Raw genomic sequence first — 18,558 nt, forward strand, 5'->3', positions numbered from 1 at the left:
TAAGAAGGTGAAAGTATGGCGAGAAAGTTGCCTAAAGTTGATGTGGTCATTGTAGGTGTTGGCTGGGCTGGCGGAATTATTGCCTCAGAGCTGACGAAACAGGGTCTAAAAGTAGTGGGCTTGGAGAGAGGAAAAGAAAGAAAGACAGAAGATTACTTTATGGTCCATGATGAACTGCGCTATGCCCTGCGTTACGAGATGATGCAGGACCTTTCGAAGGATACGATAACGTTTAGAGGAAATGAAAAAATCCGTGCCTTGCCGATGCGGTCATATGGCTCATTCCTGCTCGGTGATGGATTAGGCGGCTCCGGTGTCCACTGGAATGGGCAGACATTCCGCTTTTTGCCGTACGATTTTGAAATCTATAGCAAAACAGTTGAGAAATATGGGAAAGATAAGATTCCAGCCGACATGGCCCTGCAGGATTGGGGGATCACCTATGATCAGTTGGAGCCCTATTTTGATAAATTTGAAAAAACAGCTGGGATTTCAGGGGAAGAGAATCCGCTTGGTGGAAAACGCTCGAGTAAGTACCCAACACCGCCGATGAAAAAGTCACCTCCGCTGGAGATGTTTGAAAAGGCAACGAAAAAACTGAAGCTCCATCCGTATATGCTGCCGTCTGCCAATTTGTCAGAATCGTATACGAATCCGGACGGAATCAAACGGGCTGCCTGCCAATATTGCGGTTACTGCGAGCGCTTTGGCTGCGAGTATGGAGCGAAGGCTGACCCTGTCGTTACGGTTATTCCTGTTGCCAATAAAACAGGTAATTTTGAAATTAGAACTCATTCGAATGTACGAAGGGTTTTAAAGACTGGAAACCAAGTAACCGGTGTGATGTATACCGATGTCACGACTGGTGAAGAGATTGAGCAGCCTGCAGATATTGTTGTATTAACAAGCTATGTATTCAATAATACCCGCCTGCTGTTGACATCAGGTGTAGGGAAACCGTACGACCCTGAAACGGGAACAGGGGTAATTGGGAAAAATTATGCCTATCAGGTCATCAAAGGAGCCGCAACAGGATTTTTCAATGATAAAGAATTTAATACGTTTGCTGGTGCCGGGGCACTTGGAATGGTGATTGATGACTACAATGGCGATAACTTTGACCATACCAACCTTAATTTCATTCATGGCGGAATGATTTCGCTTACCCAAACAGGACTGCGGCCAATTCAAAATAACGCGGTTCCTGGAGGAACACCAACTTGGGGGAAGGACTTCAAGGAGAAGTCCATCAAATATGCCAACCGCTATTTATCTGTCGCTTCCCAAGGGTCTTCCATGCCATTTAAACGGCATTTCCTGGACCTTGATCCAACATACAAAGATGCATATGGCGACCCGCTAATGCGCATTACCTTTGACTTTGAAGAACAAGACCGCCAGCTGGCTAAGTTTCTTGCAGATAAATGTGCCGGCATCTTAAAGGAAATGGGTGCAGACCACATCGATTCACTAAAAGAGCTTGGACCATATGAAATTACAAGCTATCAATCGACCCATAATACCGGCGGCGTTATCATGGGTGCTGATCCAGCTACATCTGCAGTTAATAATTATTTGCAAATGTGGGATCATGATAACTTGTTTGTCATCGGAGCATCGGCATTTCCGCATAACTCCGGCTATAATCCGACAGATACAGTTGGAGCTTTAGCCTACCGTGCGGCCGAGGGGATTTTGAAATACCATGAAAAAGGCGGTCAAGTTGTGTAAGCGTTACGTTTAAATTGGATTTAACCATTATAAAAGTGTTAATATGGAAAAATAAACCGAAGTGGAGGAGAAACAAATGACAACACAAAATGAAAACAATGCATTGCCGCCAAAAACTTGCTCGGTAGAGAGATTAGTAACGATGGAAGAGGATGTAAAGAAAGTCCTTGCCGGAGAAAAAACAGCTACGCGCCGAAATGGAAGATATGCTGACCCTGGCGAAATCATGACACTTGAAGGCCGCCAGTTCGTAGTGGAAAAGGTATATTCTCAAAGCTTGGGTGAGCTGACAGATGAGGATGCACGCCGCGAGGGCTTCGAAACGGTGGAAGATTATAAGCAATCAATTCTGAGCATCCATCCGGGCATGCCTTGGCTACCGCAAATGCGTGTCTGGGTTCACGAATTCCGCCCAGTCCAAGACTAATAAATAGTATTGTTAATGGTCCATTACTTGTGATGGGCCATTTTTTTTATTTCAATAACCGAAATAATTGTTCATTGAGTTAAACAATTTTATAATATTTATAAAAGAATTGGCTGATAGTTTGAGGTGGTGGGCTAGATATGAAGTTTTTAGCAAAATACATAAAGAAATACTGGAAATCCTTTAGCATTGCCGTCCTGTTTCTTACCTTTGAGGCGATTAGTGATTTGATGCAGCCCACGATTATGGCAAAAATTATTGATGAAGGTGTAGCGCGCCGCGATATTCATACGGTCTTAAAACTGGGCGGCCTGATGCTGGCCATTACGGCCTTCGGGGCACTGAGCGCCAGTACCAGAAGTGTAATGGCCAGCATTGTCTCACAAAATTTCGGCACAGAGCTTAGGGCAGATTTATTTAAAAAGGTACAAACCCTTTCATTTAAACAACTTGACCGGTTTGACCGCGCATCGTTAATTACCCGCCTGACAAACGATGTCACCCAGGTGCAGGTGTTTGTGAACGGGCTGATGCGGATATTTGTGAAAGCGCCGCTGCTTGCGATTGGCGGTCTTGTCATGGCGGTGCGGTTAAACCTGCACTTATCTATCGTATTAGCGGTTGTTGTACCGATCGTCGCCCTGTTTATCGTCCTTAATTTACGCTTAGGATTTCCCCTCTTCTCCAAGGTACAGAAGGCATTAGACCGGGTAAACGGGGTTATGCGTGAATACCTGTCAGGTGTCCGTGTCGTCAAAGCATTCAATCGCTTTGATGTGGAAATTGGCAAGTTTAGCGAGGCAAATCATCACTTTAAGGATCAATCGATCGCCGCAGGGCGCCTCATGGCCACCTTTAGCCCGTTAATTATGCTTACGGTGAATCTTGGCATTGTCGTTGTCTTGTGGATGGGCGGCTTAGGGGTTGATAACGGTACGATTCAAGTGGGCCATATCATTGCCTTTATCAACTATATGACGCAAATCCTTTTTTCCCTGATGATGATCTCGATGGTTTTTAATATGTTTGTCAGGGCAAAAGCTTCGGCTGGAAGAATTGACGAAGTTTTTTCACAAGAGGATTCGCTTAGCTGGAATCATGAGACCTCACCGCCGCCTCACACTGAAAAGGGAAGAATTGAGTTTGAACAAGTCTCTTTTTCTTATGAAGGTATGAGCGGCGAGCCCATCTTAAAAAATATTAATCTTACCATTCTCCCCGGGGAAACCGTCGGCATTATCGGTTCAACCGGTTCAGGGAAAAGCACATTAGTCGGATTGATTCCCCGCTTCTATGATGCCGTGAGCGGCACGATTAAAGTAGACGGTCAAGATATTAAAGAGGTTCAACCGAAAAAACTGCGGGAAAGAATCGCAATGGTGCCGCAAAGGAATATTTTATTTACCGGCACTGTCGCTGACAATATCCGTTGGGGAAAAGAAGAGGCCACCGAGGAAGAAGTACACACTGCGGCGTCCATTGCCGGTGCCCATGACTTTATAGCGTCCACACCGGAAGGCTATCAAACGGCCATTGGCCAGGGCGGAGTTAATTTTTCCGGCGGCCAGAAACAGCGGATTTCGATTGCGAGAGCATTAGTGAAACAATCGGAAATTTTGATTTTAGATGATAGCACAAGCGCGGTTGATGTTGCCACCGAAGCAAAAATTAAAGCGGGATTGAAGAAATATGCTAAGGGGCTGACGTGCCTCTTGATTGCTCAGCGGATTACCTCCATCATGGATGCCGATAAGATTGTCGTCCTTGATGAGGGGGAACTCGCCGGAGTGGGAACTCATCAGGAATTACTTGCACACTGTAAGGTCTATCAAGAAATTTACCGCTCCCAGATGGGCAAGGAGGTTTTGTAAATGTCGAAAGAAACGTCGAACAATCCCCCCGCTCCACCGCCGCTAAGGCCTGGCGGAGCCCATCGGCTGCGAGGTCCGGTTGTCAAACCGAAAAACTTTAAAAGCACCTTGAAGCGGCTTTGGCACTATTTTGGCAACGAGCGAAAAATGCTGGCGTTAATCTTTTTCTTTATTGTGATCGATGCGGGCCTCATGCTCCTCGCCCCGTTTTTAATCGGGAAAGCCGTGGATGCGATGAGTCTTAATTCTAATGGGGTTCAATTTCACCTACTGGAAATCTTCATCATCGTTCTCATCTGTGCCTATGCCGCAGATGCTGTCCTTACCTTTTTACAAGGATGGCTGATGGCTGGTGTCGCTGGACGGGTTGTCAAACGTCTGCGGGATGCCCTGTTTACCAAGCTGCAAAAGCTGCCGGTTTCCTTTTTCGACTCACGCACACATGGGGAGCTGATGAGCCGGCTGTCAAATGATATCGATAATGTCAGTAATACGATTTCCCAGTCGACAACGCAATTAATGTCCGGGGTAATGGTCATAACGGGGTCATTAATCATGATGTTGATCATAAGCCCTGTGTTGACGCTGGCTAGCCTGATAACCGTACCGCTCGTTACTCTATTGACGCGGACGATTGCCAAAAGAACAAGCGTCCTCTTTAAAAATCAACAGGTCGAGCTTGGCAAACTAAATGGTCATATCGAGGAAACGATTTCGGGGATTGAGGTTGTGAAGGCTTTTAACCATGAAGATATGGTCATCGATGAGTTCAATGCAGTGAACAGTAAACTTCGTGAGGTCGGCCTTAAGGCGCAAATTTGGTCAGGCTTTCTGATGCCGATCATGAACGTGATTAATAATCTGGGGTTCGCGATTGTGGCGGTCATTGGCGGCATCCTTGCCGTTAAGAGCTTGATTACCGTTGGGGCGATTGCCAGCTTTATTACTTACTCAAGGCAATTTGTCAGGCCGCTGAATGATCTTGCCAACATTTTTAATATTCTCCAGTCAGGCGTTGCCGGTGCGGAGCGTGTCTTCGAAATCATTGATGAACAGGAAGAACCCAAAGATCGGCCAGAAGCGATTGCTTTGGAAAACCCGAAAGGTCATGTCGTTTTTGAAAATGTCAGCTTCGGCTACCGTCCGGATGTCTTAATTTTAAAAAATGTCAGCTTCGAGGCTGATATTGGCAGCAGTACCGCCCTTGTAGGACCAACAGGTGCGGGAAAAACGACCATTGTTAACCTGCTGACACGATTCTACGATGTGACAGAAGGCAGAATCCTGCTCGATGGCCGCGATATTCGTGAATACACAAGGGATAGCTTAAGGAAGTGCTTTGGCTTTGTCCTTCAGGATACGTATTTATTTTCAGGGACAATCAAAGAGAACATCAAATATGGCAATCCGGAGGCCAGTGATAGAGAAGTGGAACAGGCAGCGAAGATGGCGAATGCTGATGGGTTCATTAAACGGCTGCCCAACCAATATGAAACCGTCCTCTCTGAAAATGGCGGTAATTTAAGTCAGGGACAGCGGCAGCTGCTGGCGATTGCCAGGGTCATTTTGGCTAGACCCGCCCTGCTGATTTTAGACGAGGCCACAAGCAGTATTGATACCAGAACAGAGCTTCATATTCAAGAAGCGCTGCTCACATTAATGGCAGAGCGAACGAGCTTTATCATTGCCCACCGTTTAAACACGATCCGCGATGCCGATGCCATCATGGTGATAGATCACGGGGAAATAATCGAAAAAGGCAGTCATGATGTGCTGATGGACAAACAAGGCCGATATTATCACATGTTTTTTAATCAGTTTAAAAATGTCGAACGGGCACTTGATGAGTAGGAAATAGTTCCTATGAAAATAGTTTGTAGAAAAATGCATGAAAAGATTGTGGAAAATGGTAGTTTTATGTAAAATAAGATTACTACTTCTTAATTGTAAGCTAGCAATCTAGTTTATCTAGTCAGAGGTTCATTACATACTTTCTAGGAGGATTATCGTGAAAAGAATTATTGCACTTTCTAGCTTTTTATTCCTTTTACTGATGACAGTGCTTCCGGCAGGCGTTTCACACGCGGCAACAGCAGCTGTTCAGTTAACGGGAATCTCTGTCGTTTTAGAAAACGGCAAAACAATCGACGCAAAGAAGGTTGGCGACAACAGCTTTACTGTAAATTTAGTTGGCGACGAGGCATTTGGCCAGCAAACCATCAAAAAGGTCGTTGTGAAATCTCCTACGGCTAAAACGATTGCGGTTCTTCCTCAAGGTGATGAGGATTACACAGATGAATTGGATCTTCAATTTGTCAATGGTGAAGGAGTAATTGACTTTGCTAAATATAACAATTGGATGAACGGGTTATTTGAGACAGAGGGCGAGGACTATCCGTTTACGCTTGATTTAGTCAAGACGTTCTTTGTACCTTTAGCGTCTGATGATTATTCAGACAGAGAGTATAAAACAGGCTACTTATTCACTGGGTTTTTAGCTGATAAAGATGGCAATGAGTCTACTGCTACTTTAAAAGTTACAACACAGGATTGGGTAAAGGTAGGAAAAAACTGGAAATTCCTTGGCGATGAAGGTCAATATTTGACTGGCTGGGGATTAATCGACGGTAAATGGTACTACTTTGGTGCGGATAATATCATGAAAATTGGCTGGCAGTATATCGGCGGCAAATGGTATTACTTCAACGCTTCAGGTGCCATGCAAACAGGCTGGCAATATCTTGGCGGAAAATGGTACTTCCTTAATGAATCAGGGGAAATGGCAACAGGTGTAGTAAAATCTGGCGGCAAATTGTATGTCCTTGATCCAAGCGGTGCAATGCTAACTGGTACAGGCTGGAAGTTGAATGTCGGAAAATGGTATTTCCTTGAAAAAGATGTAGCGAAAACAGGCTGGGTATCCGTTGGTGGAAAATGGTACTTCCTTGATAACAATGGTGCAATGAAAACTGGCTGGGCATCTGTTGGCGGAAAATGGTATTTCCTTGATAACAGTGGTGCGATGAAGACTGGCTGGGCGAAAGTTGGCGGTCAATGGTACTTCTTAAAAGGAAATGGTGAAATGGCAACTGGCTGGGCATCTGTTGGCGGCAAGTGGTACTATCTTGATAACAGCGGTGCAATGAAGACTGGCTGGGTATTTGTTGGCGGCAAGTGGTACTACCTATACAACAGCGGTCAAATGGCAGCTAATACAAAAATCGGCACATACCGTATTGGTGCAGATGGAGCTTGGATCCAATAATGATAGAATGAGAGAATGCCTCGTGTATTCTCTCTTTTTTTATTATTTTTTCAAAAGTGTAGTGACAAGTGTAAAGACACCTGATAGAATACTTTATGTTTAATAGTTTTCATCCCTTTACTTAAAACAATAAATAGTGGGGAATAATGTAAATAACTGTTACAGCATAGGGGGAGTCAGAATGGGAAATAAAAAAGAGCTATCAGAGCGGAAGCTGCTTGGTATTGCCGGAATGGGCTGGATGTTTGATGCGATGGATGTCGGAATGCTAAGCTTCATCATTGCTGCCTTAAAGGTAGAATGGGATTTAACGCCGGGACAGATGGGCTGGATCGGCAGTATCAATTCGATTGGCATGGCAGTCGGGGCACTGGTTTTTGGCCTCATGGCAGACAGAATTGGCAGGAAGCATGTCTTTATTATTACATTACTATTATTTTCATTGGGCAGCGGTGCATCGGCATTAACGACATCATTGGCAGCTTTTTTGGTGTTACGATTTTTCATTGGAGCGGGCTTAGGCGGCGAGCTGCCTGTTGCCTCCACACTCGTATCAGAAAGTGTTTCTGCTGAAAAGCGCGGCAGGATTGTTGTCCTGCTTGAAAGCTTTTGGGCTGTCGGCTGGTTAACGGCGGCTGTTATTTCATACTTTATCATCCCGAAATTTGGCTGGCAGATTGCCTTAGTAATCAGCGCGCTTCCGGCGCTCTATGCCTTGTACTTACGGATGGGATTGCCAGACTCACCGCGTTTTACAGCGGTCAAGGATAAGAAAAAAATTTCCGCCATTGAAAGTATGAAGAAATTGTGGTCTAAAGAATACAGGCGCCCAACGGCAATGCTGTGGATTGTCTGGTTTTGTGTGGTCTTTTCTTATTACGGTATGTTCTTATGGCTGCCAAGTGTCATGATTATGAAAGGATTCAGCTTAATCAAAAGCTTTGAATATGTGTTGATTATGACACTTGCTCAGTTGCCGGGCTATTTTACTGCAGCATGGTTTATTGAAAAATTGGGCCGTAAGTTTGTTTTAGTCGTCTACTTAATTGGTACGGCCGTAAGTGCCTACTTCTTTGGTGTGGCAGAATCTACTGCCATGTTGATGACTGCGGGAATTCTGTTATCATTCTTTAATCTTGGCGCCTGGGGCGGTCTTTACGCCTATTCACCGGAACAATATCCGACAATCATCCGCGGAACAGGAACAGGCACGGCTGCCGCAATTGGCAGGGTTGGCGGGATTTTAGGGCCATTATTAGTTGGGAATCTTGTTGCCCAAAAGGTAGACATTTCGGCCATTTTCCTCATCTTTTGTATTTCTGTCCTAATTGGTGCCTTCGCTGTCTTCTTTTTGGGAAAGGAAACGAAAAATAAGGAATTAGTGTAAATAGTGGAAGTGGGAGACCTTCGAATCGGGGGTCTCTTTTCTTGTGGCGGGCTGAAGAATTTTATTTAAACAAAATAATTAAAAAGGAGATTCTCTTTTGAAGTAAAAGTAAATTCTTATTCTCTTTACTAGTTCAAAGCGTAAAAGACTGATAAAACCGCATTTTTTGTTATTTTCAAAATTATTTTAAAATAACTCGTAATTAGACTAGACGAACTTGAAAATATTATGTACAATGTTTTCAGAATATTATCTTTTTTTGAAACAGTAGCGCAATTAGTTTTGGGAAAATTTTTAGAAAAACAGGGGGTATTGCCATGAGAAAGAAAAAAGTAGCTGGTATTTTCATGTCGTTTATGTTAGCGGCAGGTGTGATGGCAGGATGTGGTTCAACATCATCATCATCTTCTTCTAGTAATGGAGGGGACTCGGACAAAGGCGGTACGATTAAGATTGGTGCTAACCTTGAGCTTTCCGGCGGTGTAGCATCCTATGGTCAATCGATTAAAGAGGGGATTGATCTAGCGCTAGAGGAAATTAACAAAGAAGGCATTGACGGCAAGAAGTTACAGCTTGTTCCATTTGATAATAAGTCTGAGGCTCCGGAAGCGATTAACGGTGCAACGAAGCTAATCAGCCAAGATAAGGTTGTCGCCATTATCGGTGCAGCTACAAGCGGTAATACAAAAGCACAGATCGAAATTGCTCAAAGTAACAGCATTCCACTTTTGACACCGACAGGAACGGCTGAAGACGTGACAGTTAAAGACGGCAAATTAAGTGACTTCGTCTTCCGTACTTGCTTCATCGACCCATTCCAAGGGACAGTAGCAGCAAACTTTGCGACGAAAGACCTACAGGCAAAGACAGCAGCGATCTTCATTGACAGTGCAAGTGACTACTCTAAGGGTCTAGCTGCTTCCTTCAAAGAATTGTTTGAGAAGAAGGGCGGAAAAATTGTTAAGGAAGAGGCATATGTAGCGAAGGATACGGACTTCCATGCCCAATTAACAAACATTAAAGGGAAAAGCCCTGATTTCATCTTCGTTCCTGGCTATTATGAAGAGGTTGGTTTAATAGTAAAGCAGGCTCGTGAATTAGGCATTACGGTTCCAATGATGGGTGCAGACGGCTGGGATTCTCCTAAACTAATTGAACTTGCCGGCAAGGATGCCTTAAACAATACGTTCATTACAAACCACTATTCCTCAGGTGACGATGACCAAAAGGTGCAAGATTTCGTAAAAGCATTTAAAGCAAAATACAAAGATAAATCTCCTGATGCCTTCAACGCATTAGGTTATGACTCTGCTTATTTCATTGCTGATGCCATTAAGCGTGCCGGCAGCAGCGATTCAAAGAAAATCCAAAAGGCCTTGGCTGAAACAGACGGACTTGAGCTTGTAACGGGGAAAATGAAGCTTGACAAGAACCACAACCCAATCAAATCCGCTGTTATTCTAGAGTACAAAGACGGCGAGCAATCATTTAAAACGAAGGTAAGTCCTGAATAGAAAAGCGGAAGCGCCTTGGTCAGGGGCGTGAGTCTAGACGAGCAGGCGAGAAGGTTGCTCTTTAACCTTCTTGACTGATTGGCTTATGACCCCGAGCCCCTAGGCGCTGGAGCTAGACAAATTTATAATTTCAAAGTGAATAGGGAGATGCGATGTCTCCCTATTCTATTTTTTTAAAGATAATCGAAGTCCCTTTCTAAGGAGTGTCTAACATGGAACAATTTATCCAGCAGCTGGTTAACGGGATTTCCCTTGGGAGTATTTATGCGTTGATCGCCCTTGGGTACACGATGGTTTACGGAATTGTTAAATTAATTAATTTTGCCCATGGAGATGTCTTCATGGTCGGTGCATTTATTGGCTTTTATTCTATTACTATACTAGATTTAGGATTTTTCCCGGCATTACTTATTTCCATGGCTGCCTGTGCTATCTTTGGCGTTTTAATTGAGCGGATTGCCTACAAGCCATTACGGAATGCCACTAGAATTGCCGCACTTATTACGGCGATTGGTGTATCACTTTTTATTGAGTACGGCACGATCTATATCCGCGGTGCCCAGCCGGAAGCTTATCCAAGCGGGATTGTTCCTTTAAAAAGTTTGGAGATTTTCGGTGTTAAAATTAGCGGTCAGTCCATTTTAATTTTGGGCGTATCGATTTTCTTAATGATTGTCCTGCAGTTTATCGTTCATAAAACCAAGATTGGCAAGGCGATGCGTGCCGTATCCCACGATATGGATGCCGCTAAATTGATGGGGATTAACGTGAATAACACCATCTCTGCTACTTTTGCCATTGGTTCAGCGCTTGCAGGTGCAGCCGGTGTGGTTTTTGGGATGTATTATACAAAAATTGAGCCCTTGATGGGAATTATACCGGGACTAAAGGCCTTCGTTGCCGCTGTCCTTGGCGGAATTGGGATTATCCCGGGGGCAATGGCCGGCGGATTATTATTGGGTGTGATTGAAGCCCTTGTCAGTGCGACTGGCGGCTCCCTATGGCGAGATGCCGTGGCCTTTATTGTTCTGATTCTGATTCTAATTTTCCGCCCTGCTGGCCTTTTTGGTAAAAATGTCAGGGAAAAGGTTTAGGGGGGTGCATGACGCGATGAATAGTGTAAAAAATGCAAAAGGGTTTTGGGGCACAATGGCGGTAGTCATTATCTTTTCCGTAGTCACCCAATTCCTTATTAACGGTGGAACATTAAACTCCTTTTATGTCAATGCCATGTTTTCTATCGGCATCAATATTATCCTTGCCGCTTCACTTCATTTAATCATTGGGATTACCGGACAGTTTTCGATTGGACATGCTGGCTTCCTTGCAGTTGGTGCGTATGCCTCAGCGATTGTGACAATGAAATTGGGGCTGCCTTTCCCGGTTGCGATCGTTGCTGCCGGTATAACCGCAGCGATTACCGGATTGTTGATCGGGATTCCGACACTTAGGCTCCGGGGTGATTATCTTGCTATTGCCACGCTCGGCTTTGGAGAAATTGTCAGGATTGTCTTTTTAAATATTGATTATGTAGGCGGTGCGAGCGGTATGACCGTTTCCCACCTGACAACCTGGCCATGGCTGATTGCCTGTGTGGTGATCACGATTGTCGTGATTGTCAACTTCACCAACTCGACACACGGACGCGCCTGTATTTCGATTCGTGAAAATGAGATTGCTGCAGATGCAATGGGGATCAATACGACGTTTTATAAAGTAATGGCCTTTGTGATTGGTGCTTTCTTTGCCGGTGTTGCCGGTGCCTTGCATGCCCATAACTTTTATATCATACAGCCGACAAACTTTGGATTCTTAAAATCATTTGATATTTTAATCCTGGTGGTTATTGGCGGTTTGGGAAGTATGTCCGGCTCTGTTATTGCGGCGATTCTGTTAACGATTATTTCAACCTTCCTCTCCAATTATCCGGAGGTTCGGATGGTTATTTACAGCCTTGTGCTGGTTGTGATGATGCTGTTCCGCCCGCAGGGATTGATGGGAACGAAAGAAATCACCTCTTTCTTGAAAATCGGCAAATCTGGTAAAGGGAGGAGTGCAGCATGACGGCAAAAACACCGTTGCTTAAGGTAGAAAATGCCGGAATCCGTTTTGGCGGTTTGAAGGCAGTTTCCGATGTGAATGTGGAATTAAACCAGGGTGAGCTCGTCGGTTTAATCGGGCCTAATGGTGCAGGGAAAACGACCTTCTTTAATCTGTTAACCGGCGTTTACGTCCCGACCGAGGGCAGTATTTCCTTAGATGGTGAAAAATTAAACGGCCAGGCTCCCTATAAAATTAACCAAAAAGGGATTAGCCGAACGTTTCAAAACATTCGCTTGTTCAGTGATTTATCGGTGCTCGATAATGTAAAGGTCGCCTACCATTCGCTGGCGAAGCATTCGATCCTTAGCTCGATTTTCCGCCTTCCCTCCCATTTTTCCGGTGAGAAGGAAATGGAGGAAAAGGCGATTGAATTTTTGAAAATCTTCAAGCTTGATGGGGTGATGCATGAACAGGCAAAGAATCTGCCGTACGGTCAGCAGCGCCGCCTCGAAATTGCCCGGGCACTGGCAGCCAATCCTAAATTATTGCTGCTCGATGAACCGGCTGCAGGGATGAATCCGCAGGAAACGGAAGAATTGATGAATTTAATTTCCTTGATTCGTGAAAAGTTTGACCTGACGATTCTTTTAATTGAACATGACATGCTCCTCGTCATGGGAGTATGTGAACGAATCTATGTCCTTGACCACGGCCAGTTGATTGCCGAAGGGACACCGGAGCAAATCAGAAATAACCCGAAAGTCATCGAGGCGTACCTCGGCGAGGAGGTTTCCTAATATGCTGAAAATAAATGATATCAATGTCTTCTATGGAAATATTCATGCATTGAAGGGCGTTTCCCTCGAGATCAATCAAGGGGAGATTGTGACCTTGATTGGTGCAAACGGTGCCGGGAAAAGTACTTTGTTAAAAACAATCTCCGGTTTGCTGAAGCCGAAAAATGGGGACGTTCTTTTTGAAAATGAGCATGTTGCCGGCAAAGTGGCGCAAGCGATTGTGAAAAGAGGGATATCACAGGTACCAGAAGGCCGCAGGGTGTTTGCCAACATGTCGGTGGAGGAAAACCTTGAGCTAGGTGCCTATTTACGGAAGGATAAAAAAGGCATCCGTGAAGACTTTGAAAGGGTGTATGGGCTATTCCCCCGCCTTTACGAGCGCCGTAAGCAGTTGTCAGGAACGCTTTCAGGGGGTGAGCAGCAGATGCTCGCCATGGGCCGGGCATTGATGGCCAGACCGCGGTTATTGCTGTTAGATGAGCCTTCTATGGGTTTGGCGCCGCTATTAGTAAAGACCATCTTCCAAATTATTGAGGAAATCAATAAAACAGGAACAACGATTCTATTAGTCGAGCAAAATGCCAATATGGCGCTATCGATTGCCGACCGGGCCTATGTCATTGAGACAGGGAAAATCGTCGCTGCAGGTACGGCGGAAGAATTGAGTCAAAGCGATCAAATCAGAGCTGCTTATTTGGGTGGGCATTAAAAAGGTGTTGGGGGATGGCCCCAACACCTTTTCAACTTGTTAGAAGCTAACGATAGCAGGTGGAAGAGGGAATATTATCAGGGTTAGTTGAATTAGTTATACTGAACTCAGTTTTGTTTTATTCTCAAAAACATTTAACTTATTTTCTAAACACGGGAGGGCATTCATTGAAAACATTTTTTCTATATAACTGGATGGTCAGAGAAGAATGGTATCAGTGGTGTGAAGGATTAAGCGAAGAGGAACTTCTACGAACCAGAACTGGTGGAGTAGGAGGTATACTGCATACACTCTTCCATATTGTTGATGTGGAATGGAGCTGGATACGCCTTTTACAAGGAAAAACAGACTTTGAGGAGAGTTTTGAGGAGTATAAAAGCTTAAATCAAGTTCGAAAATTGGACGCTGAATTTCGAACGGAAGTGGAGAGCTTTGTAAACAACTGGGATGATAGTAAGGAAAATCAACTATTTTACGATACACTGCCAGATGGAAAAATGGTAACTGACACTTGGGGTGAGGTGATGCGGCATGTTATTGCCCATGAAATTCACCATATAGGACAATTATCAATCTGGGCAAGGGAATTAGGGAAAAAACCTGTGTCTGCCAACTTTATTGGACGTGGTCTTGTCTCTCAATCGAATAAATAATGTATCAAAATGTAGGAGTTGGAACATGTTCATTAGTAAATAGTAAACACTGTTTCAAGTGCGAAAGCTATTTCCAATAAATATGAAGCCTGTATCATCAATGGATTATACAGGCTTTTGCTGCTCAAATTTCCTTTCCTACATTTTCACTTTGCTTCGCTCAGCATCAAGCTTAAACTGCAGGCGTCTTTTTGGGCTTAAACGATTCCTAATGATATTTATGTAATCCTCATAAAGCTGCTCGATTCCGACTGAAGCGAGTGAAAAGAAGTTCGCATAATTCTTTTGAACCTCCCACTTTAGCTCGTTCTTTCCGCAAATACTATATTTATTTAATTCCTCTATTTCCTTTTGGATGTTTGCCAGTTCAATAGCTTGTTCCGCCTCGGGAAGTGTCAGGACATGGTCGATCTTTTCGATATAGTCCATCGACTTCTTAATTTTCGCTTTGATTTCTTGATAACCTTTCTGGTCAATCAGATTGTATTTTAGTTTAAAGTCATTGAGCTTTTCGGCTGCCTCGTAGGTGGAGTTGACAATATCATCGCGCGTCATATCCTTCGTTTCATAGCTGAGCATATGCTTCCACGATGGCTGGGTGATGGCCTTGCGGTGGTCCTCCAAGGTGTGGCAGTATTTTTTATAGCCATGGATTTCCGGATGTTCAAAAGCCGGGCTTGCCGGATCAAGGAATGGTGCCAGCGGTGCAACGAAGTAATAGATTCTTGGATCCTTATGACAGGCAAGATGAATCGTTTCGCAAAAATCAATATTTTCAATGGCACTTTCATACGTTTGCCCCGGAATGCCGACCATAAAGAACAGGTCAATCTTTTTACAGCCATTTTTTAACGCGAAATTAAGTGTATTGATGACCTTTTCGTTCGTACAGCTAAACTTGCCGTTATAGCGTCTAATATGCTCGTCATGTGTCTCGAGGGTAATTTCAATACTGTATTTTGGCACACTGTCATTCATCTGTTTGAAAAATTCTTCATCGGCATATTGAAAAAGTTCAAACACAATTTCATTTTTAAGATTCAATTTTTTTAGCCGGCTGAAAAACTCACTCACATATTCGCGTCCGCCCTGTCTAAGATCATGGAGGATAAAAATTGGTGCCCGGCTGAAGCGGGAAATAAATTGGATGTCCTCAACAAGCTTCTTCGGTGACCGTAAGGCCAGTGAATTGCGGTTGCAGTTTTGGTCATAGGCATCTCTTGACCCCCCGCAAATCAGGCAGTTTTGCGTACAGCCGCGTGCGGTTAAGAGGGCCGTGTTGGGGTATTGCAGCCAGCCGTTGTATGGCAGCGGGTCAAGGAAGTTTCGATATTTAAACACGGAGCGGATGGTATAACGATACCCTGGAACATCAATATCATCCAAATCCTTCGGCACATACGTAATCGGATTGCAGCCCACTTCATGGCCCTTTTTCCACGTGAGGTTGGGAATATCGGCATAATGGCTATTGCCTGACTCGATTTTGTTCATCAACAGGAGCATCAATTTTTCGGTAGAGTCGCCGCGCATGACGAAATCAATAAACGGATATTCAATTAGCTCTTTATGATAATAGGTTGCGGACAGGCCTCCGAAAATGATTGGTGTTGCCGGATGGAGACGTTTAACTATTTTGGCAAGCTCAATACTTCCATGGGCATGTGGCAGCCAATGCAGGTCAATCCCGAAGGCCTTCGTTTTGATGTTTTTCAGTTTTGCCTCGACATTGAAGGTTTCACTCATCAGCATCCGGTTGGCAATATTGATAATCTTTACCCGCAGCCCGTACCGCTCCAAATAATCAGCAATACTCGTCAAGCCGATTGGATACATTTCAAATACGGGCGATGACGGGACCACATCGCTGATCGGACCGGCAAGCAAGGAATTTTTTCGAAAGTCATATACACTCGGTGCATGTAACAGAACCAGGTCGTACTTCATAAAATCACCTCAAATTAGATTTGTGATATATTTCACAATTGTTATGAAAATGTTGGAAAGTATTTTAAGATAGTTTAAGTTTACTATAATCATCGATTAAGAGAGTGACAAACGAGTGACAAATTTTGGGTGAATTTGTGTATAACTTTCAGCACTTGGGCTGGATGGAAAGTAAAGAGGTGAAAGTGGACAGTAAAACGAGATAAGTGGAAAGTAAAACAGAAAAACCGGAAAGTAAATGTCCAGAAGCGGACAGTAAAGTAAGATAACCGGAAAGTAAATCGGATGAACACGTAAAAAGGGGGTAAATTTTGGTACAATTATTGAAAATAACGCCTGAAAAAGAGGGATGGTCAAAATGGCACAAGCTAAAACAAATGCAATGCGTATTTTAGATGCAAAAAAGATCAGCTATGAGATGGTGACTTATGACAATAAAGACGGAAAAATCGACGGGGTTTCCGTGGCCGCGAAGATCGGCCGAAAGGTGAATGAGGTCTATAAAACACTTGTCGCTCAAGGGCACAGCAAGGCAATCTATGTCTTTGTGATCCCTGTTGCCGAAGAACTGGACCTAAAAAAGGCGGCCAAGGCGGCGGGAGAAAAAAATCTCGAGATGGTTCCGGTCAAGGACATCCAAAAATGGACAGGCTACATCCGTGGCGGCTGCTCACCAATTGGCATGAAAAAGGAATATAAGACCTTTATCGATGAAAGCTGCCGGCAGATTGACTCCATTGTTGTCAGCGCCGGAAAAATTGGCGTGCAAATTGTGCTCGCACCAAAGAGCTTACAGGAACTAACGAAAGCAGATATTATCGACATCGTGAAATAGGAAATTCCCCTAGGCACTCACCCATAAATGGCAAACGCATAAGATAAGATTAGAAAAGCGGAAGCGCCCGTTTAGCGAAGTACACTAGCCGCTGGGCGCTGGAGCTAGACAGTAATCAAATTAGAAAGTGTTTAGCTAAAAGGGAGTGTTGAAAAGTGGCAGGGAAAGTGAAAAATTATTTTGCCGGCGGAAATACGGCAAGAGGCTTCCATAGTCTGTATGAATCCAATCTTCAAGGATTCGACCGCATATTTATTCTAAAGGGCGGCCCCGGAACAGGCAAATCATCACTGATGAAGAAAATTGGCCAGGAGTGGATCGAGCTCGGATTTAATGTCGAATTTCTTCATTGTGCTTCTGATAATAATTCCATTGATGGTGTGCTGATCCCAAGTTTAAAGGTAGGAATTGTCGACGGTACAGCCCCGCATGTAATTGAACCGAAGGCGCCCGGTGCCGTGGAAGAATATATTAACCTGGGTGAAGCCTGGAATGCCCGCGCCCTAAGTGTACAAAAAAATGTCATTCAAAAGTTAACCGATCAAATCAGTGAGTCATACCAAAAGGCATATGCGACCTTTAAGGAAGCGTTGGAAGTCCATGATGATTGGGAAAAAATTTATATTAATAGTATGGATTTTAAAAAGGCCGATCAATTAACGAACAAATTAATTGACAGCTTTTTTGGAAAAATGAAATTGAATAAGACCTCGGACGTGCGCCATCGCTTCTTGGGGGCAGCAACGCCGATGGGGGCGGTCGATTTCGTTCCCAATTTGACGGAGGAGATTCCGAAGCGCTACTTCATTAAAGGGCGCCCCGGTTCTGGGAAATCAACGATGTTAAAGAAGCTGGCGGCCGCCGCTGAACAGCGCGGTGTCGATCTCGAAATCTACCATTGCGGCTTTGATCCGCACAGCCTCGATATGTTGATTTTACGCGAGCTTGGAATTGCGATTTTCGATAGTACCGCCCCGCATGAATATTTCCCAAGCCGGGATGGGGACGAAATTATTGATATGTATGAGATTCTGATTGAGCCGGGTACGGACGATATTTTTGCCGAGATTATTAGTAAAATTGCCGCGAAATATAAAAGCAAAATGACCGAAGCAACAGGCTACCTTGCCAAGGCAAAAGCGCTGCATGATGAGCTGGAGGAAATTTATGTGTCGGCGATGGACTTTTCCGTCGTGGAAAAGATTCAGGGCAGGATTGCCGCGGAAATAAAAGAATTGGCGAATGCCAAGGGTTAATAAAAGGGGTGCCGGTATGGAATAAATCACCGGCACCTTTTCTTTATAATATGAGAATTCATTAGTTTCGACTTTGAGAAATGTCTAGCTCCAGCGCCCTAGCGGCTAGTGTCCTTCGCTCTC

At 44.3% G+C, this 18,558-nt stretch carries 15 protein-coding genes; 14 read left to right on the plus strand and 1 reads right to left on the minus strand.

Annotated features, from left to right (window positions below; translation table 11 throughout):
• Positions 1-15 precede the first annotated feature (15 nt).
• The 12 genes from ACO1D1_RS02025 (at position 16) to ACO1D1_RS02080 (ending at position 14,397) form a co-directional block, all read left to right on the plus strand.
• Positions 16-1,731: a GMC family oxidoreductase gene (locus ACO1D1_RS02025; protein ID WP_423334715.1), complete on the plus strand. Its 1,716-nt coding sequence runs from the start codon at positions 16-18 to the stop codon at positions 1,729-1,731.
• Positions 1,732-1,807: 76 nt separating this feature from the next.
• On the plus strand, positions 1,808-2,158 hold the full coding sequence (locus ACO1D1_RS02030) for an ASCH domain-containing protein (RefSeq protein ID WP_423334716.1): 351 nt from the start codon (positions 1,808-1,810) through the stop codon (positions 2,156-2,158).
• A gap of 140 nt (positions 2,159-2,298) precedes the next feature.
• On the plus strand, positions 2,299-4,029 hold the full coding sequence (locus tag ACO1D1_RS02035; RefSeq protein WP_423334717.1) for an ABC transporter ATP-binding protein: 1,731 nt from the start codon (positions 2,299-2,301) through the stop codon (positions 4,027-4,029).
• Entirely contained in the window at positions 4,030-5,880 is a 1,851-nt protein-coding gene (locus ACO1D1_RS02040) for an ABC transporter ATP-binding protein (RefSeq protein WP_423334718.1), read from the plus strand.
• A gap of 157 nt (positions 5,881-6,037) precedes the next feature.
• Positions 6,038-7,294 carry a hypothetical protein gene (locus tag ACO1D1_RS02045; protein ID WP_423334719.1) on the plus strand — a complete coding sequence of 419 codons (1,257 nt, stop codon included), beginning with the start codon at positions 6,038-6,040 and terminating at the stop codon, positions 7,292-7,294.
• A 181-nt stretch (positions 7,295-7,475) separates the two neighbouring features.
• Positions 7,476-8,681: an MFS transporter gene (locus ACO1D1_RS02050; protein ID WP_423334720.1), complete on the plus strand. Its 1,206-nt coding sequence runs from the start codon at positions 7,476-7,478 to the stop codon at positions 8,679-8,681.
• Positions 8,682-8,998: 317 nt separating this feature from the next.
• Entirely contained in the window at positions 8,999-10,195 is a 1,197-nt protein-coding gene (locus ACO1D1_RS02055) for an ABC transporter substrate-binding protein (protein ID WP_423334721.1), read from the plus strand.
• Positions 10,196-10,407: 212 nt separating this feature from the next.
• On the plus strand, positions 10,408-11,289 hold the full coding sequence (locus ACO1D1_RS02060; RefSeq protein ID WP_423334722.1) for a branched-chain amino acid ABC transporter permease: 882 nt from the start codon (positions 10,408-10,410) through the stop codon (positions 11,287-11,289).
• A gap of 16 nt (positions 11,290-11,305) precedes the next feature.
• The gene (locus ACO1D1_RS02065; protein ID WP_423334723.1) at positions 11,306-12,259 is read left to right on the plus strand and encodes a branched-chain amino acid ABC transporter permease; all 954 of its coding nucleotides are present in this window, start codon (positions 11,306-11,308) and stop codon (positions 12,257-12,259) included.
• Positions 12,256-13,035 (plus strand): ABC transporter ATP-binding protein, encoded by a 780-nt coding sequence (locus tag ACO1D1_RS02070; RefSeq protein ID WP_149872453.1) that lies wholly within the window; start codon positions 12,256-12,258, stop codon positions 13,033-13,035. The genes ACO1D1_RS02065 and ACO1D1_RS02070 overlap by 4 nt, the downstream gene beginning before the upstream one ends.
• 1 nt (position 13,036) lies before the next feature.
• Entirely contained in the window at positions 13,037-13,744 is a 708-nt protein-coding gene (locus ACO1D1_RS02075; RefSeq protein WP_423334724.1) for an ABC transporter ATP-binding protein, read from the plus strand.
• Positions 13,745-13,911: 167 nt separating this feature from the next.
• A complete protein-coding gene (locus ACO1D1_RS02080) occupies positions 13,912-14,397 on the plus strand; it encodes a DinB family protein (RefSeq protein WP_423334725.1) in 486 nt (161 codons plus the stop codon).
• Positions 14,398-14,535: 138 nt separating this feature from the next.
• Here ACO1D1_RS02080 and ACO1D1_RS02085 read toward each other — a convergent pair whose 3' ends face one another.
• Positions 14,536-16,344 (minus strand): TIGR04190 family B12-binding domain/radical SAM domain protein, encoded by a 1,809-nt coding sequence (locus tag ACO1D1_RS02085; protein ID WP_423334726.1) that lies wholly within the window; start codon positions 16,342-16,344, stop codon positions 14,536-14,538.
• Between the two features lie 358 nt (positions 16,345-16,702).
• Here ACO1D1_RS02085 and ybaK point away from each other — a divergent pair, with 358 nt between their 5' ends.
• Together ybaK and ACO1D1_RS02095 are read left to right on the plus strand one after the other, a co-directional pair.
• A complete protein-coding gene (gene ybaK, locus ACO1D1_RS02090; RefSeq protein WP_423334727.1) occupies positions 16,703-17,179 on the plus strand; it encodes a Cys-tRNA(Pro) deacylase in 477 nt (158 codons plus the stop codon).
• Between the two features lie 155 nt (positions 17,180-17,334).
• Positions 17,335-18,435: a PRK06851 family protein gene (locus tag ACO1D1_RS02095; protein WP_423334728.1), complete on the plus strand. Its 1,101-nt coding sequence runs from the start codon at positions 17,335-17,337 to the stop codon at positions 18,433-18,435.
• Positions 18,436-18,558 lie beyond the last annotated feature (123 nt).

Origin of the sequence: Neobacillus sp. 19 (assembly GCF_049463095.1) — a bacterium.
In the GTDB taxonomy this organism is placed as follows: Bacteria; Bacillota; Bacilli; order Bacillales; family Cytobacillaceae; genus Neobacillus.

What these genes read in the sequence shown, in the direction of transcription:
- ACO1D1_RS02075 (WP_423334724.1), top strand. Translation starts at nt 13,037, where the DNA reads ATGCTGAAAATAAATGATATCAATGTCTTCTATGGAAATATTCATGCA.
- ACO1D1_RS02040 (WP_423334718.1), top strand. Translation starts at nt 4,030, where the DNA reads ATGTCGAAAGAAACGTCGAACAATCCCCCCGCTCCACCGCCGCTAAGG.
- ACO1D1_RS02030 (WP_423334716.1), top strand. Translation starts at nt 1,808, where the DNA reads ATGACAACACAAAATGAAAACAATGCATTGCCGCCAAAAACTTGCTCG.
- ACO1D1_RS02065 (WP_423334723.1), top strand. Translation starts at nt 11,306, where the DNA reads ATGAATAGTGTAAAAAATGCAAAAGGGTTTTGGGGCACAATGGCGGTA.
- ACO1D1_RS02085 (WP_423334726.1), bottom strand. Translation starts at nt 16,344, where the DNA reads ATGAAGTACGACCTGGTTCTGTTACATGCACCGAGTGTATATGACTTT.
- ACO1D1_RS02035 (WP_423334717.1), top strand. Translation starts at nt 2,299, where the DNA reads ATGAAGTTTTTAGCAAAATACATAAAGAAATACTGGAAATCCTTTAGC.
- ACO1D1_RS02055 (WP_423334721.1), top strand. Translation starts at nt 8,999, where the DNA reads ATGAGAAAGAAAAAAGTAGCTGGTATTTTCATGTCGTTTATGTTAGCG.
- ACO1D1_RS02025 (WP_423334715.1), top strand. Translation starts at nt 16, where the DNA reads ATGGCGAGAAAGTTGCCTAAAGTTGATGTGGTCATTGTAGGTGTTGGC.
- ACO1D1_RS02070 (WP_149872453.1), top strand. Translation starts at nt 12,256, where the DNA reads ATGACGGCAAAAACACCGTTGCTTAAGGTAGAAAATGCCGGAATCCGT.
- ybaK (WP_423334727.1), top strand. Translation starts at nt 16,703, where the DNA reads ATGGCACAAGCTAAAACAAATGCAATGCGTATTTTAGATGCAAAAAAG.
- ACO1D1_RS02050 (WP_423334720.1), top strand. Translation starts at nt 7,476, where the DNA reads ATGGGAAATAAAAAAGAGCTATCAGAGCGGAAGCTGCTTGGTATTGCC.
- ACO1D1_RS02060 (WP_423334722.1), top strand. Translation starts at nt 10,408, where the DNA reads ATGGAACAATTTATCCAGCAGCTGGTTAACGGGATTTCCCTTGGGAGT.